This window comes from Halococcus sp. AFM35 (assembly GCF_051195015.1).
Taxonomy (GTDB): domain Archaea; phylum Halobacteriota; class Halobacteria; order Halobacteriales; family Halococcaceae; genus Halococcus.
The window spans coordinates 129,654-144,680 of the sequence record NZ_JBNTJU010000004.1; the positions used below are offsets into that span (position 1 = coordinate 129,654).

The 15,027-nt window shown below is 64.0% G+C and carries 13 protein-coding genes; 4 read left to right on the forward strand and 9 right to left on the reverse strand.

Translation table 11 applies throughout. The annotated features are described in order from the left end of the window. Nucleotides 1-143: 143 nt before the first annotated feature. Nucleotides 144-1,208 (reverse strand): isocitrate/isopropylmalate dehydrogenase family protein, encoded by a 1,065-nt coding sequence (locus tag ACQUQO_RS04785; protein ID WP_435076814.1) that lies wholly within the window; start codon nt 1,206-1,208, stop codon nt 144-146. Nucleotides 1,209-1,421: 213 nt separating this feature from the next. Between ACQUQO_RS04785 and pyk the strand changes: the two genes are divergently transcribed. Then, nucleotides 1,422-3,176: a pyruvate kinase gene (gene pyk, locus ACQUQO_RS04790; protein WP_435076815.1), complete on the forward strand. Its 1,755-nt coding sequence runs from the start codon at nt 1,422-1,424 to the stop codon at nt 3,174-3,176. Nucleotides 3,177-3,209: 33 nt separating this feature from the next. Here pyk and ACQUQO_RS04795 read toward each other — a convergent pair whose 3' ends face one another. Next, a complete protein-coding gene (locus tag ACQUQO_RS04795; protein WP_435076816.1) occupies nt 3,210-4,103 on the reverse strand; it encodes an NAD(P)-dependent oxidoreductase in 894 nt (297 codons plus the stop codon). A gap of 180 nt (nt 4,104-4,283) precedes the next feature. Between ACQUQO_RS04795 and ACQUQO_RS04800 the strand changes: the two genes are divergently transcribed. Then, complete coding sequence (locus tag ACQUQO_RS04800) at nt 4,284-4,730, forward strand: peroxiredoxin (RefSeq protein ID WP_435076817.1); 447 nt, start codon at nt 4,284-4,286, stop codon at nt 4,728-4,730. 142 nt (nt 4,731-4,872) lie between these two features. Here the strand turns inward: ACQUQO_RS04800 and ACQUQO_RS04805 are convergent, their stop codons facing one another. Next, complete coding sequence (locus ACQUQO_RS04805) at nt 4,873-6,156, reverse strand: M20 family metallo-hydrolase (RefSeq protein WP_435076818.1); 1,284 nt, start codon at nt 6,154-6,156, stop codon at nt 4,873-4,875. A gap of 114 nt (nt 6,157-6,270) precedes the next feature. Then, nucleotides 6,271-7,635, reverse strand: coding sequence for a cytosine permease (locus ACQUQO_RS04810; RefSeq protein ID WP_435076819.1), 1,365 nt, complete (start codon nt 7,633-7,635; stop codon nt 6,271-6,273). 192 nt (nt 7,636-7,827) lie between these two features. Here ACQUQO_RS04810 and ACQUQO_RS04815 point away from each other — a divergent pair, with 192 nt between their 5' ends. Continuing rightward, nucleotides 7,828-9,204, forward strand: coding sequence for a dihydroorotase (locus tag ACQUQO_RS04815; protein WP_435076820.1), 1,377 nt, complete (start codon nt 7,828-7,830; stop codon nt 9,202-9,204). Nucleotides 9,205-9,357: 153 nt separating this feature from the next. Here ACQUQO_RS04815 and ACQUQO_RS04820 read toward each other — a convergent pair whose 3' ends face one another. Further along, nucleotides 9,358-9,774 (reverse strand): DUF3830 family protein, encoded by a 417-nt coding sequence (locus tag ACQUQO_RS04820; RefSeq protein WP_435076821.1) that lies wholly within the window; start codon nt 9,772-9,774, stop codon nt 9,358-9,360. Nucleotides 9,775-10,011: 237 nt separating this feature from the next. Between ACQUQO_RS04820 and aceB the strand changes: the two genes are divergently transcribed. Next, nucleotides 10,012-11,325, forward strand: coding sequence for a malate synthase AceB (aceB, locus tag ACQUQO_RS04825; protein WP_435076822.1), 1,314 nt, complete (start codon nt 10,012-10,014; stop codon nt 11,323-11,325). A gap of 84 nt (nt 11,326-11,409) precedes the next feature. Here the strand turns inward: aceB and ACQUQO_RS04830 are convergent, their stop codons facing one another. From ACQUQO_RS04830 to pucL, 4 genes are all read right to left on the reverse strand, one after another. After that, on the reverse strand, nt 11,410-11,856 hold the full coding sequence (locus ACQUQO_RS04830; RefSeq protein ID WP_435076823.1) for a universal stress protein: 447 nt from the start codon (nt 11,854-11,856) through the stop codon (nt 11,410-11,412). A 141-nt stretch (nt 11,857-11,997) separates the two neighbouring features. After that, on the reverse strand, nt 11,998-13,368 hold the full coding sequence (locus ACQUQO_RS04835) for a uracil-xanthine permease family protein (RefSeq protein WP_435076824.1): 1,371 nt from the start codon (nt 13,366-13,368) through the stop codon (nt 11,998-12,000). Nucleotides 13,369-13,604: 236 nt separating this feature from the next. Further along, nucleotides 13,605-13,955, reverse strand: coding sequence for a hydroxyisourate hydrolase (gene uraH, locus ACQUQO_RS04840; RefSeq protein WP_435076825.1), 351 nt, complete (start codon nt 13,953-13,955; stop codon nt 13,605-13,607). A 4-nt stretch (nt 13,956-13,959) separates the two neighbouring features. Beyond that, entirely contained in the window at nt 13,960-14,940 is a 981-nt protein-coding gene (pucL, locus tag ACQUQO_RS04845; protein ID WP_435076826.1) for a factor-independent urate hydroxylase, read from the reverse strand. Nucleotides 14,941-15,027 lie beyond the last annotated feature (87 nt).

A 15,027-nucleotide genomic window follows, 5' to 3' on the forward strand; every position in this document is an offset into this window, starting at 1 on the left:
ACGGCGCTCCATCGGAACCACGACATCGACCCGTTCGACCGCAACCGAACACCTCGGTTAGCGCGCACGCGATTTTCGTGAAAATCGTCTTTACAGCACTTTTCGAAGGTCTCGACCGTGATACCGAGAGATTCAGTCGTGTCCTACAGCCGGTCGGTGAGGTCCGAGACGACCTCGACCGTCTTCGCGTCGCCGCCGAGGTCGGGCGTGTGCGGTGCCGACTCGTCGGCGAGCTGTTCCTCGACGGCTCCCCGGAGGTCGTCCGCGGCGGCGTCCTCGCCGTCACCGAGGTGTTCGAACATCATCGCGCCGGTCAGTATCGACGCGAGCGGGTTGGCGACGCCCTCGCCGACGATGTCCGGGGCGCTGCCGTGGACCGGCTCGAACATGTCCGGGTAGTCGTTTGCCTCGTTGATGTTACCGGAGGGCGCGAGACCGAGACTGCCGGTGATGATGGCGGCGATGTCGGTCGTGATGTCGCCGAATAGATTGGAAGCGACGACGACGTCGAACTCCTCGGGGCGACGAATCAGGTCCATCGAGGACCGGTCGACGAGCAGGCTGTTGACCTCGACCTCGGGGAAGTCTTCACCCACCTCTTCGACGATGTCGTCCCAGAAGACCATCGAGTGGGCCTGCGCGTTCGATTTGGTTATCGAGGTGAGGTGACCGTCGCGCTCGGTCGCCGCCTCGAAGGCGCTGCGGACGATGCGTTCGGTGCCCTGTCGGGTGAACAGCGCCGACTGGACGGCGGTCTCGTGGTCGAACCCGTGGTGTTCGCGGCCGCCGACGTTGGCGTACTCGCCCTCGGTGTTCTCGCGGTAGACGACGAGGTCGACGTCGCCGCCCTTGTAGCCCCGGAGCGGACTTTCGATGCCCTCGAACAGCTTGTTCGGACGCTTGCAGATGTACTGGTCGAAGCCCTTCCTGATGGGTAACAGCAGGCCATTGAGCGTCACGTGGTCGGGGACCTCGGGATGGCCGACGGCACCGAGGAAGATGGAATCGGCCGATTCGATGCGGTCAAGTCCGTTGTCGGGCATCATCGCACCCGCCTCCAGATACCGCTCGCTGCCCCAGTCGTAGGTCGACCGTTCGAGCGCGAAGCCGTGTTTCTCCGCGACGGTGTCGAGCACTTCCATGGCGGCGCTCGTGACCGCGGTCCCGATACCGTCGCCCGGAATGACGGCGATGTCGTATGCCTCCATGCAGGCCCGTATCGCGCTCAATTGTAAATAATTGCCGATGTGGACGGCCCGTGGCGTCGATAGCGATGGAACTCGATGAAACCCTTGTGTTCACCGATAGGGCACGTCGACGGACACCACGACTGGATGCAGCGACGCCGTGGCACTCACGATACGCTCGGCGATGACTGTCGAACTGTTTTTATCCCCTGTGCCGATAGCGTCCACCGGAGTATGACAACGAGAAACACGAAGATCGTCTGCACGCTCGGTCCGGCGACCGCCGAGCAACGGACTATCGAGCGGCTCATCGAGAACGGGATGTCGGTCGCACGGCTCAACGCGAGCCACGGCACCACCGACGAGCGCGCCGACCTCATCGAGACGGTGCGTGCGGCGGGGTCGGCCGTCGGCCGGTCGGTCGCAACCATGCTCGACCTGCCCGGACCGGAGGTCCGCACCGCGCCGCTCGACGAACCCATCGAACTCGACGCCGGCACCGAGATACGGCTATCGAAGGGCGAGACCGCGACCCCCGAGGCGGTCGGTCTCTCGACCAGTATCGCGGCCGTCAGCCCCGGCGACCGCGTGCTGCTCGACGACGGCCGCATCGAGACGGTCGTCCGCCGGGTCGAGGGCGAGACCGCCGTCGTCGAAGTCGAAAGCGGCGGCACGCTCGGCGGGCAGAAGGGCATCAACGTTCCGGGCGTCGACCTCGATCTGGAGCCGATTACCGAACAAGACAAACAGGAACTGGCGCTGGCGGCCGACCACGACGTCGACTTCGTCGCCGCGAGTTTCGTCCGCGACGCCGATGACGTCTACGCGGTCAACGAGGCCTTGGAGAACCACGGCGCGGACGTGCCCGTCGTCGCCAAAATCGAGCGTGCCGGCGCGGTCGAGCGACTCGACGGCATCATCGAATCGGCCTACGGCGTGATGGTCGCCCGGGGCGACCTCGGGGTGGAATGCCCGATGGAGACGGTACCGCTCGTCCAGAAACGCATCATCCAGAAATGCCGTGCAGCGGGTGTCCCAGTCATCACGGCGACGGAGATGCTCGATTCGATGACCCACGCGCGCCGACCCACGCGCGCCGAAGCCACGGACGTGGCGAACGCGGTGCTCGACGGTACTGATGCAGTGATGCTCTCGGGCGAGACGGCCGTCGGCGACCACCCGGCGAGGGTGGTCGATGCAATGGAGACCATCGTCGGCGAGGTCGAAGCCAGCGACGAGTACGCCGAACGCAACGAGCAGACCGTGCCCAAACCCGGCAGCGCCCGGACGGACGTGCTGGCTCGCTCCGCACGCTATCTCGCCCGCGATATCGATGCGACGGCAATCGTCGCGGCCACCGAATCGGGCTACACAGCGCTCAAAGCCGCGAAATACCGCCCCGACGTGCCGGTGGTCGCCGTCACTCCATCGAGACAGATCTGTCGTCATCTCGCGCTCTCGGCCGGGGTCGTGCCCCGGTTCGCGCCGCTCACCGAGCGCGAGAAGAGCACGGACGTCGTCGTGCAGAACGCCGTCCAGACGGCCGTCGATGCCGGCATCGTCGCCAGCGGCGACAGCGTGGTCGTCCTCGCGGGATTGATGACCGACCTCGAAGCGGCGAACACGACGAACATGCTCAAGATACACGTCGCGGCGGATATCGTCGCCGCCGGGCGCTCGGTCGTCGAGGGCGTCGCCACCGGGCCACTTCACCATGCCACCGACGGCGACCTCACTGCGGTGCCCGACGGCAGCGTGCTGGCGTTGCCGACCGACTTCGACGACGAGTTCACCGGCGACCCCGCGACCCTCGCCGGTATCATCAGCGGCCACAAGGGCGTCACGGGCTATCCGGCCATCGTCGCCCGCGAACTCGGGGTTCCGATGATCGGCGGGGTGGACCTCGCCGACCTCCCGGACGAGGCGACCGTGACGCTCGATGCCGAGCGTGGCGTCGTCTATGAAGGGAATATCACCGACACGCGATAGAGCGCGGTATCGGTCTTTTCGCTACCTTCGGTCTCAGTCCACGCGCGCCTCTTCACCGGCAAGGTCCTCGATGACCTGCATCACACCCGAATTGTCGTCGTCGCCCCGGCCGGTCGTCTCCATCGCCTTGTACAGCTCGTGGGCGATTCCAGTCTGTGGCATGGGCGCGCCGAAGGCCTCGCCGGCGTCGGTGGCGATGCGAAGGTCCTTGTACTGGTAGGAAGCGAAAAAGCCCGGGTCGAAGTTCCCCTCTATCATCGACGGTGCGCGGTTGTCGAGCGTCCAGCAACCGGCGGCCCCGCCGCTGATGGCCTCGACGACCGAATCGAGGTCTGCGCCGGCCTTCTGGGCGAAGACGAGCGCCTCGCTCACGCCGACCATCTGGGCGGCGACGACGATCTGGTTGCAGGCCTTCGTCGTCTGGCCGGCCCCGCTCGGGCCGCAGTGGGTGACGGTTGCGCCCATCGCTGCGAGGAGGTCCTCGTGGGCGTCGAAGACGCTCTCGTCGCCGCCGACCATGATGGAGAGGGTGCCGTCGATAGCCCCTTCCTCGCCGCCGCTGATGGGCGCGTCGAGCATGTCTGCACCCTGTTCGTCGATGTCCGCCGCGAGGTCCTCGGTGACCGTCGGCGAAATCGTCGACATGTCGATGACCGTCATCCCGTCGCTCAGCCCCGCAAGGATGCCGTCGTCGTCACGGACGATGGACTCGACGACTGGCGAGTCCGGGAGACATGTGACGACGACGTCCGTCTGCTCGGCGACCTCCTGCGGGGAGTCGGCTCGCTCGCCGCCGTAGTCGACCAGCTCGTCGACCGGTCCCTGTGACCGGTTGTGTCCGACGACGTCGTAGCCCGCATCGACGAGGTTCTTCGACATCGGGAGACCCATGATACCGAGTCCGACGAAACCGATTGTTTCTGCCATTGCGTTTCACACCCACACCCAGCCAGTAAAATCCATCGGTTCGATGCCCGCCGAACCCAGCCACCACCCACCATCCTCGTCCGCCGATGTATACACTTACACCAACTCGTGGGCGGTCACCGGATGGGACCGCTCGGACTGGTCGTAAGCGTTATCCCCGTCTCGCCGGTGTCTCCGTGTATGCTACAGGAAGGCCAGTCAGCACCGGCGTTCAGTCTGCAAAACCACGACGGCGAGTCGGTCTCGCTTGCGGATTTCGAGGGCCAGCGCGTCGTCCTCTATTTCTATCCGAAAGCGGGAACGGAGGGCTGCACCGTCGAGGCGAACAACTTCGGCGACGCGTTCGACGCATTCTCCCAGCACGACGTGCAGGTGCTCGGCGTCTCGATGGACTCGGTCGCGGACCTCGCGGCGTTCCGTGACGACGAGAACCTCCCATTCGCGCTGTTGAGCGACGAGGACGGGACCGTCGCCGAACGCTACGACTCCGCCGGCGACGGGACCGCGCTCCGGAACACCTTCGTCATCGGCCCGGACGGCGACATCGAAGCCGTCTACGAAAACGTTACGCCCGGCGGGCACGCCGGGCAGGTGCTCGACGACATCGCCGAACGCGAAGAGGCCTGAACGCTCGCCAGTCGTCCAACGGTCGATTTTCGCGGTTCCCGACCGCACGTCACAGTGCATGCGTGGGCGAGTTCCCGACGCCCGATGGCGAGCACGACGATGGGTTTCCTTATAAACGTCCGATTCACGACGAGCGGTCCGGTCAGACGGATGGAGTGCGTGCCAGTCTGGCAATCCCGCCCGCCAGAACGCGCGTCGCGGTCGCACAGCTTCCCCAGTCGGTCCATTCCAGCGGGTTGTGGGAGATGCCGTCGCGCGAGGGAGCGAATATCATCCCCGAGTCGGTGACTTTCGCGACGTGCATCGTGTCGTGGCCTGCCCCGGAATGGAGTTCCATCGTCGAGATGCCGCTCTCTGTGGCTGCCTCCGCAAGCGCGTTCGTACAGCGGTCGTCCATCGCTATCGGCTCGATGTCGTAGGGCCGTTCGAAGGTGGTTGCGACGCCGCGCTCTGCTTCGAGGCGTGCGAGGCTCGCTTCGACCTCGCCGACGATGGTTGCCATCGAGTCGTACTCGACGTCACGGATGTCGATACCCAGCTCGACCCGTCCGGGAACCACGTTGATCGCGTTCGGGCTGACGTCGAGCTTTCCAACCGTGCCGACGACGGTGTCGCCCTTCTCGGTAACGACGTCCTCGGTCGCTGCCTCGACGTCGAGGACCAGTTCGCTCGCCGCCGCGAGGGCGTCCGTGCGCTCGCTCATCGCCGCACAACCCGAGTGGTCCGCCTCACCCATGATGTCGACCGAGCAACGAATCGTCCCGGTGATCGACGTGACGATGCCCACGGGTACGTTCGCGTCTTCGAGCCGGCTGCTCTGTTCGACGTGGATTTCGAGCCACGAGTCCCACGCGCTCGCGTCGAGCCGGCCGGTCCCCTTCGCATCGATATCCGTCAGGGCGTCCGCAAGCGTGATACCCTCGCTGTCTTCGAGTGCGAGCGCCTCCTCGACGGATTGCTGTCCGCTCGCCACCGCCGAGCCGAGCACCCCGTTCGAGAAACGCGTCCCTTCCTCCTCGGTGAAACAGACGACTTCGACCGGTCGTCCGAGGTCGACGCCGGTCTCCTGGAGCGCACGGACGGCTTCGAGGGCACCGTAAACGCCCAGTACGCCGTCGAAGATGCCACCCTCGGGCACCGAGTCGAGATGGCTGCCGGCGGCGACCGCGGGCGCGTCCGGGTCGGCACCGTCGGGCACCCACCGACCGACGACGTTGCCGACCGAATCGACCCGAGTACCGAGTCCGGCGTCTTCGAGCCGCTCGATGAAATATTCGCGCACCTGCCGGTTCGCCTCCGTCCCCGGGAGCACCGTCCGCCCACGCCCCTCCGCGACCGATATCGCCCCGTACTCGCCGTTGGTCTCGATGTCGTCGCGCAGTCGGTCCTCGTCGACACAGCGGGACGGCTCTTCGATTGCGTTCATCGTTCGCGTATCGCTACCACGTGATTCGGCTTGAATGTGTGGGTTGTCGCGACGGTTCCGTCGCGTGTCGAGCCTGCTCGTCGTGAGACGGGGAGCGCCGTCGCCTGAAGACTTTCAGTCGGCCGCCGGCGAGGGCGACTCCGAGAGGTACTCGGTGGTGCGCGCGTCGAGGTCGAGCTTTCGGCAGACGACGTAGGTGACGAAGCCGACGGGGAGACCGATCATCCACGAGAGGTCGAGCATCGCAAGGCTTGCGAGCGACCCGACGAGCACGCTCGCAAGCGCCGTGACCGAGAAGCCCCTGATGAACCAGAACTTCGAGTCGCGGCTCTTGTCGTACAGCGATGGGATGGAGGCTTCCCCGGACCGGAAGACCCAGTAATCGGCAAGCAGCACGCCGAGGACCGGCCCCAGCGGGACGGCGTAGGCGTTGATCATCAGGAAGTAGATACCACCCTCGGCGGAGAACAGCACCCACGGGAAGGTCACGACCGAGAGCACGCTCGTGATGATGAGACCGCGCTCCCATGTGGTACCGATGGCGTCCTGAAGGACGTGGACGGTCGGGATGAGATTCAAGGTCAGGTTCGAGGAGGTCTGGGCCGCGAGGACGAACACCATCACGGCGACGCCGACCGTCGGGTTCGGTGCCACGTCCATGATGGCGAACACCGGGTTCTGGGTGTTCGTCGTGATGGACGTGCCGAAGATGATTCCCACGAGCGCCATGTACAACATTGCTGGGGCGACCCCGAGCAGATGGCCGAGGATGTGGTTCCACGAGCCACGCTCCTTTTCGAGGTGGCGACTGAGGTCGGACGCGTTGAGTGCGCCCGTCATCGCCGTCCCGACGTGGGCCGCGACGATGGTGAGGAAGGGCAGCCCCCACGTCCCGCCGTAGGTGATCGAACCCGACGAGATGCCCTGTCTTGAGACGACGATGAACACCGTGTACGCGAGCAGGACGATGATGACACCGGCGGCAATCGAATCGAACCACTTGATCGAACTGATACCGCCCCACGCGAGGGCGACGTTCAGCACCAAGAACAGCACGAAGTATAGCTGGACGTTACCGAACCCCCACAGCGTCATGGTGATGCTTTGAATCGCCAGTGCGCCGATCCAGTTGCCGATGCCGAGCCAGATGATTGCCGGAAGCGAGCGAACGACGTTCGGGATGACTGCCCCGCGAGTACCGAAGGCGGCCCGCGCCTGGGCGACGAAGGGGATTCCCTCCTCGTAGCCCCAGCGACCGTTGAGGACGAAGAAGACCGCCGACGTCACCGCGCCAATGGTCATCGCGACCGCTGCCTGCACCACGTTCAGCGGTCCCTGCGGATAGACGGCGAAAAACGCCGTCGCGAATCCTTGCACGATGATGAACGACGCCCACCAGACCGGGATATAGTGGGAGAGGCTCATCGACCGCTCGCCGTCCGGAATCGGTTCCAACCCTTCCGCACTCGATTCGGTCATGGTATCTCCTCGTATGGCATCGTATCTCGCACGTCGTGGAGTGACATCATATATCTTTCGTTGGTGTTCGGGACGACGTTCAGCAATCGTTCCCGAAACGCCGCCTCACTCGAAGAGTTTGTGCCAGGTTTGATTCGTCAGTGGCATCGAACGGCCAAACGATTATACGTCGCTGGGTAGAATCGGCAGTCGATGTCCGTTGACACAGTGATTGCAAACGGGATCGTCGTCACGAGCGAGAGCACTTTCGATGGTGCCGTTGCGATAGACGATGGAACCATCGTCGGCGTCGGCGACGAAGACACGCTGCCGGCGGCGTCGACCACCATCGACGCCTCGGACCGTCTCGTGATGCCGGGTGTGGTCGACCCGCACGTCCACATCGACGACCACGTCTCGCTCGATAGTTACGAATCGGCGACCAGCGCGGCCGCGCTCGGCGGCGTGACGTCGGTCATCGACTTCGGCTGGCAGGCGTACGTCAGCGAGGACAGCGCGTGGGACGAGGAGGGCACGCTGCGAGAAGGTGTCGAAACCAAGCACGAAAAGGCCGAGAACCCGGTGGTCGATTTCAGTCTGCACGGCGGCTTTCTTCGGGAGGGCGAGGACGCCTTCGACGAGCTAGAGAGTCTCGTTGAGGACGGCATCACTTCCTTCAAGATGTACAGCACCTACGATTTCGGTCTCTCGAACGGCTTCATGCGTCGGGTGTTCGAGACATTGCAGGACCTCGGTGCCGTCGCGGTCGTCCACACTGAGGACCATAGCGTCTGTGAGTCCCTGACCGAGGAGTTCCGGGAAGCGGGGCGGGACGACCCCCGCTGGCTCGCCGAGGCACGGCCGGACTACGCCGAGGCGATGGCCGCCGACGATGTCGCCAGGCTCGCTCACGAGACCGGGACACAGTATTACGGCTTCCACACCGCCTCCCGGAAGGCGGCGGACGCGCTCGCGCGCTACCAGCGCGATGGGAGCCACATTCGCGGCGAGGCCTGCGTCCATCACACCACGCTGACGAAGGAGCGCTACGACGAGCTGGGCAACCTCCCGAAGCTCACGCCGCCGCTGCGGACCGCCGACGACAACGATGGGCTGTTCGAGCACCTCCGTGAGGGCGCGCTGAGCGTCGTCTCGACCGATCACGTCGCCCAGACGCGCGAACGGAAGGAGACCACCGAGTGGTGGGAGGACCCGTACGGAGCCAACGGACTCCAGGCGAGCCTCGCGGTGTTCCACGACGAGGCGGTGAACGAGCGCGGCTTCTCGTACCCGTTCTTGGTCCGGACGATGTGTGCGAACCCGGCACGAACCTTCGGGTTCGCCGAGAAAGGCACCCTCGACCCCGGCACCGACGCCGATATCGTCCTGTTCGACCCGAACGAGTCCTATACCATTTCCGCCGCGGACAACGCCTCGGTCGCCGACTACTCGATCTACGAGGGTCGTGAGGTCACCGGCCGCGTCGAGACGACGCTGGTTCGCGGCGAGGTCGTCGCCGACGACGGTGAAGTCGTCGAAACCGGCCACGGCGAGTTCGTCCCGCGCGAGCGACCCGACTGGAGCGTCTAAGGCGCACTATCGCGGTCGAATCGCCGTTCGTTTCTGATTGCGAATCATTCGCCGACAAACCTCGGTCGTCAGCTAGCTGCCATCGGACAACCACACGGACCGGCCACTTGGCCCGGTTAGCGATACAGTCCGCTCGAAAACGTCGCTGCCCAGTTAGACTTCGCGGACGACGATCTCTTTCTGTCCGTTCTTCAATGTGTCCTGTTCGATTTCGCGGAGTTCCTCCTGTGTCGCGTCGAGCTTTGCGACATGGTTGCCGGCGAGTTCGCCCGCTGGACTCTTGAAGCACGTCGAGCCACAGGGAACGAGGATTTCTTTTTCATTTCGGTAGCCCGGGTAGAGCAGGATGTCACCGCGGGAGGGGTAGACAGTGTGGTTCTCGCGGGGAATTTCGGGAAGTTCGATTTCGTCGATGTTGACCCACGTCGCGTGCCCGCTCCAGCGGACGTGCATCAGGTGTGATTCGAGCGGCAGGAAGTCCCGAATCGCCTCGACCGAGCGAGGAGCCTCGTCTTCGAGCAGTTCGGCCGTGTAGACATCGCCGTCGATGTCGAATTCCAGTTCTCCCATACCCATCGACGCAACCGCCCATCTCATAAACGTTGTGAAACCACCCGATACTCGCTTCCGATGGAGGCGGCGTGACCTGCCAACGGACAGGTCGGCACACCCGGCACGGTCGATTTGTCCCACAGCGATACCGAAACTTAAAGTAGGTTCTCGAATCACATGATAATGCAGGATGAACGTCACAGAAGGGTCTTCGATGTGCAGCCAGCGAACCGATGACGGATACAGTATCAACCAATGACACAGAGACACGACGAGCGACTCCACGACAGGAAGTTCGTGCGGACGTTTTTCACCTCCCCCACCGCCGTGGAGGGCGAGGAGGATTCGGCGAAGATGATAAAAAGTGCAAGCGGGCTGCGAGGCATGCAGGCACCCGATGTGTGGGTGCCGGACAACGAGGACGCCACCGCCCCCTCGATGCGCGACGAGGGCGCTCGCAATATCATCGACGTCGTTGCCGAGAACGGCGCGGAGTTCCCCGGCGAAATCCACCCGCGGGTGGTCTGGCATCGCGACAGTCCCTCGACTCGATATCAGGGCTTCGAGCGGATGCTGCGGATAGCCGACCCCGCGGAGGGGGCCATCGAGCACTTGGACGGGTTCGTCATCCCGGAGGTGGGCGGCATCGACGACTGGAAGAAGGCCGACGAGTTCGTCACCATCGTCGAAGAGGAGCACGGCCTCGAAGAAGGTTCGATAGCGATGTCGGTGATCATCGAGAGCGGCCAGTCGGAGTTGGCGATGGGGCAGTTGCGAGAGGAGATGGGCAAGCCCACCAACAACCTCGAACGATTGTTCATGCTCGTGGATGGCGAAGTCGACTACACCAAGGACATGCGCGCCATCACGCCGACGGGCAACCTGCCGCCGTGGCCCGAACTCCGCCACAACACCTCCCGTGGCGCGAGCGCCGCCGGGTTGATTGCGGTCGACGGTCCCTACGACGACATCCGTGACGTCGAGGGCTACCGCGAGCGGATGACCGCCAACCAAGCGAAGGGGATGACCGGCATCTGGGCGCTCACGCCCGGGCAGGTCGTCGAGGCCAACAAATCGCCGCTGCCACCGGAATCGGGGCGGTGGCTGCTCGACGACGGGAGCCAGCAGGTCGCCCTCGAAAGCGATGGCGACCGCGAGGTCTACACCGGCGAGCGTGTCTCGCTCGACGAGAGTAGCGATGGGTACACCCTGCGGGTCGGTAGCGACGAGCAGTACCTCGACGACGAGGAGTTGCGCGAGGAACTGCTCGACATGGTCGAATACGTCCCGAGCATGGACGACATCGTCGACTCGATGGAGCAGTTCGAGGAGGCGCGCGATGCCGGCACCGGCGCGATTGCGATGGAGCGGGCCGCCACCATCGAAATCAACGGCATCGACGTCGACGTCAGCAACGACCGGATGTGGGACGAGGCGACCTATCAGGCCGCGATGACGCCCGTGACCCTCTTCCAGGACGTCCACGAACACCGACCGGACCAACACGACGACCTCGAAGAACTCTACGGTACCGATGTCGTCGAGCGCGCCACCAACGTCGGTAACTGACGCAGGCGTTCCGGCTGTCGTCGGTTTCCTGTTGAGGGATGTGATTGCTCGTGGCGAATCGACCGCTGGAACGCAAGCGGTGGCTCAGTGAGTGGTGATGGTCACCGTGCCGTCGAACTTGAGGAGAACCGACTGGGCGAGGTCGCCGAAGATCGCCTTGCCCGTCGGCGAGCGCTTTCGCCCGTTGATGAAGATGTGGTCACAGTCCCGTTCGTAGGCGACGTCGAGTATCTGCTCTTCCTTGTCGCCGAGCGCGCCGATGGCGTCGTACTCGACGTCGAGACCTTCGAACACCTCGGTGCCGATGTCGTCGGCGAACTGGCGTGCCCCTTCACGCGCTCGCTCGGTGCTATAGCCGACGTCGCGCTCCGGGATGTCCGCCATCGAGGTGGCGTACTCGCTGAACGCTTCTCTGGTCGTCACGTGTACCAACAACAGCTCGGCACCGACTCCAGCGGCGAGTTCGCCGGCTTCCCGGATGAGTTCCTTCGTCGATTCGGTTCCTTCGACGACGACGAGTGCCCGCTTCATGCTACGTGCTCCGTGAGAAGGGGTCCTAAAACTATCGGTGACTCGACGCTTCAATGGAACTGAGACGCTCGCCACCGTGGGTGTTCTCCGAACGAACACTATACCCGGCGGATGGGTAGTCGAATCGTCGTCCTCGCTCGGTCAATCGTTGGTCTCCGTTGCGGTAGTCTCGTTCTCCGTGGGGCTGTCGACGGGACTGTCCCGGGGAATCACGATGTTGAGCACGAGTCCGGCGAGTCCGCCCATGACGACGCCCGAACCGAACAGCGTCTGCACCATCTCGGGGAGGTTCTGCACCAGTTCGGGACGGAACGTGACGCCCAGCCCGAGGGCGACGGCCGTCGCGATAATGGTCGTGTTGCGCTGGGTGAGGACGACCTCACGATGGATGATGTTCAGACCGCTGGTGAATATCTGCGCGAAGAGGATGAGCGTGCCGCCACCGAGGACGGGGTCGGGCACGGTCGTGATGACCGCACCGACCTTCGGAATGAACCCGGAGACGAGCAGGATGGCACCCCCGATGCCGACGATGTACCGACTGGCGACGCCGGTGAAGCTAATCAGACCGACGTTCTGGGCGAAGGAGGTGTTCGGGAAGGCGTTGAAGATCGATGCGATACCGCTCATGACGCCATCGCCGAGCAGCCCGCCACGAATCTGGCTGTTCGACGCGTTCCGTCCGGTCTCGGAGACGATTGCCGAGATGTTGCCAATCGTCTCCATCGCGACGATGAGATAGACGGCCGCGACGGCGATGATTGCTCCGGGTTCGAACGCGATGCCGAACTTCAGCGGGACGGGAACGGCGAACCAGCCGGCCTGTGCGACCGGCGCGAACTCGACCATTCCGAGGAACACCGCGACGACGTAGCCGACGAGGATGCCGAAAAAGACGCTCGCGATGCGGAGGATACCCCGGAAGAACTGATTCAACACGAGCGTCACGACGAACACGAGCGAGGCCACGCCGAGGTTCATCAGCGAAGCGTAGCCTTCCGCGCCCGGACCGGACGCTGCGCCGGCGGCGTAGTCGATACCCGTCGGGATGAGCGTTAGCCCGATGAGCATCACGACGATGCCGTTGACCAGCGGCGGAAACAGCGGCTTGAACCGCTCGTAGTTCGCCCCGATGAATATCTGGACGACCGAGCCGACGAGCGCCGCGCCGAATATCGCCGGGAGACCGGCGTCCTGCCCGATGAGCAGCAGTGTCCCGAGGAACGCGAAGCTCGTGCCCATCATTATCGGCAGCCGAGCGCCGACGGGACCGACGGGGTACGCCTGCACGAGGCTCGCGACACCGGCAACGATGAGCGCCATCTGGACGAGGAACGTCGTTTGGCCGGTCGCAAGCCCCAACGAGGAGGCGATTATCAGCGGGACGGCGATGTTGCCGAGCACCATCGCCAGCACGTGCTGAAAGGCGAGCGGTATCGATTCCCCGAGCGGTGGCTTCTCTTCGATGTCGTAGACGACGCTCGACCGGCCGGAATCACCTGACTGTGTCATACATTGCCTGACATCGGGTCTCGCTCGAAGTCACTTAACGATGCTGATTTACGCCCGAAGACAGCCTCTACGTCCCGATACGTGCCGCTACGGCACTCGAAGTCGGTCGGCTCCTCGACCGGTAGACGGACGGCGCTTCGCTTTTTTCGGTCGGTGTCCCCCCCCTCCACCCCCCTGCAAAGCCCGTCCACAACGGCCCTGCTCGAAACACGTGCGAAGGGCCGTCGGATAGCCGCTCAGCTACCCCGATAGGTCGTGTACCCACCGGGCGAGAGCAGCAGCGGGACGTGGTAGTGCTCCTCGGGGTCGTCGATGACGAATCGCACCGGCACCGTCTCCAGGAACGTCGATTCCGACGGCCCTTCCCGGTAGTAGGTTCCGACGTCGAACAGCAGTTGGTAGGTTCCCGATTCCATCTCGTCGACCGTCAGGAGCGGTTCGTCGAGGCGTCCGTCGTCGTTGGTCGTGCCTTCGCTGACCGTTTCGGGGTCGCCGGCGGAATCGATGCGCTGGAGCGTCACTTCGACACCCTCGGCGGGACCCTCCCGGCTCGTGTCGAGCACGTGGGTTGTGAGTTCTGCGCTCATCGGATTATTCCTCCCCGAGGTCGTCTCGATCCATTGAAAATTGCTGATAGCCGGTCGGTCGGTCCGGCTCGCGCAGCACTCTGACGTCCTCGTCGCCGTCGATCTCCTCGCGGACCGCGATCCACGTGCGGTTGTTGGCCTCGAAATTGACCGATTCGAGCTGCGGGAACCGTTCGAGCACGCGCAGGCCGATCTGATAGATGAGGTCTTGAATCGAGTTCGAGTAGACTTCGTCGAACATGACGTGGGCGATGTCGCGCACTTGCTCGGCCGGGACGTAGCGCTGTGGTTCCTCGCCGAGGGCGTCTTCGGGGTTCTCGTAGTTCCAGAAAATGTCCATCGAGACGTACAGCGTGCGGTCCTCGCGCTCGGGCAGGGTCGTGTGCTCGTCCTGTACGTAGTCGGTGAACGAACTGCCCTTCACCTTGACCAGTTGCAGGTCCGTGATGCCGCTGGTCTGCTCTTCGAGCGTCGGGCCGTCGTCGCCACGGGTGAGGTAGACCTCGCCGAAGCCGGATTCGTCCTCGGAGACGCGGAAGACGAGGTCGCTGGGTTCGAACTCACCATCGCCGGTGGGCACATCCAATTCGTCGAAGGGAATCTGGTCGGCCGACATCTGCACGGCATCGATCTGGGAGTACTCATCGAGGAACTGCCGACCCACGAAATCGAGGAACCCCTCGGTCGTCGCGCCGTCGTACTCGCCCAACTGATGGTGGACGAAGTTCTTCATCGTGTCCGTTGCGACCACCATGCTGTTGTCAGCCTCGCTGAACGACGGCAAGAACTCCTCACCTTCCAGCCGGACGCGAACGTCCAGCCCGAACAGCGTGTTGTCTCGGCCGTCGAACGACGATTCCGGAATGGTGCGGACGTCCTCCAGCGGTTCCGCGTACGTTCGATAGACGGCGATCTTCTCCTTGCCGTAGTTCATTAGCCGTTCACCGTCCTCGGGTTCGGGCGACCGGTATTTGTTGGTCGTCATCGACAGTTTTCCGTTTCTCCCACCCACTACAAAAGACTTTATTCACCGTCTATCATGACGTTCCGTCGCCACACCGGTCCGAAAACG

Coding starts and splice junctions, on each gene's coding strand:
- ACQUQO_RS04830 (WP_435076823.1), bottom strand. CDS start 11,856: ATGAAGCGGGCACTCGTCGTCGTCGAAGGAACCGAATCGACGAAGGAA.
- ACQUQO_RS04810 (WP_435076819.1), bottom strand. CDS start 7,635: ATGACCGAATCGAGTGCGGAAGGGTTGGAACCGATTCCGGACGGCGAG.
- ACQUQO_RS04835 (WP_435076824.1), bottom strand. CDS start 13,368: ATGACACAGTCAGGTGATTCCGGCCGGTCGAGCGTCGTCTACGACATC.
- ACQUQO_RS04805 (WP_435076818.1), bottom strand. CDS start 6,156: ATGAACGCAATCGAAGAGCCGTCCCGCTGTGTCGACGAGGACCGACTG.
- ACQUQO_RS04800 (WP_435076817.1), top strand. CDS start 4,284: ATGCTACAGGAAGGCCAGTCAGCACCGGCGTTCAGTCTGCAAAACCAC.
- ACQUQO_RS04815 (WP_435076820.1), top strand. CDS start 7,828: ATGTCCGTTGACACAGTGATTGCAAACGGGATCGTCGTCACGAGCGAG.
- ACQUQO_RS04795 (WP_435076816.1), bottom strand. CDS start 4,103: ATGGCAGAAACAATCGGTTTCGTCGGACTCGGTATCATGGGTCTCCCG.
- ACQUQO_RS04820 (WP_435076821.1), bottom strand. CDS start 9,774: ATGGGAGAACTGGAATTCGACATCGACGGCGATGTCTACACGGCCGAA.
- pyk (WP_435076815.1), top strand. CDS start 1,422: ATGACAACGAGAAACACGAAGATCGTCTGCACGCTCGGTCCGGCGACC.
- ACQUQO_RS04785 (WP_435076814.1), bottom strand. CDS start 1,208: ATGGAGGCATACGACATCGCCGTCATTCCGGGCGACGGTATCGGGACC.
- uraH (WP_435076825.1), bottom strand. CDS start 13,955: ATGAGCGCAGAACTCACAACCCACGTGCTCGACACGAGCCGGGAGGGT.
- aceB (WP_435076822.1), top strand. CDS start 10,012: ATGACACAGAGACACGACGAGCGACTCCACGACAGGAAGTTCGTGCGG.
- pucL (WP_435076826.1), bottom strand. CDS start 14,940: ATGACGACCAACAAATACCGGTCGCCCGAACCCGAGGACGGTGAACGG.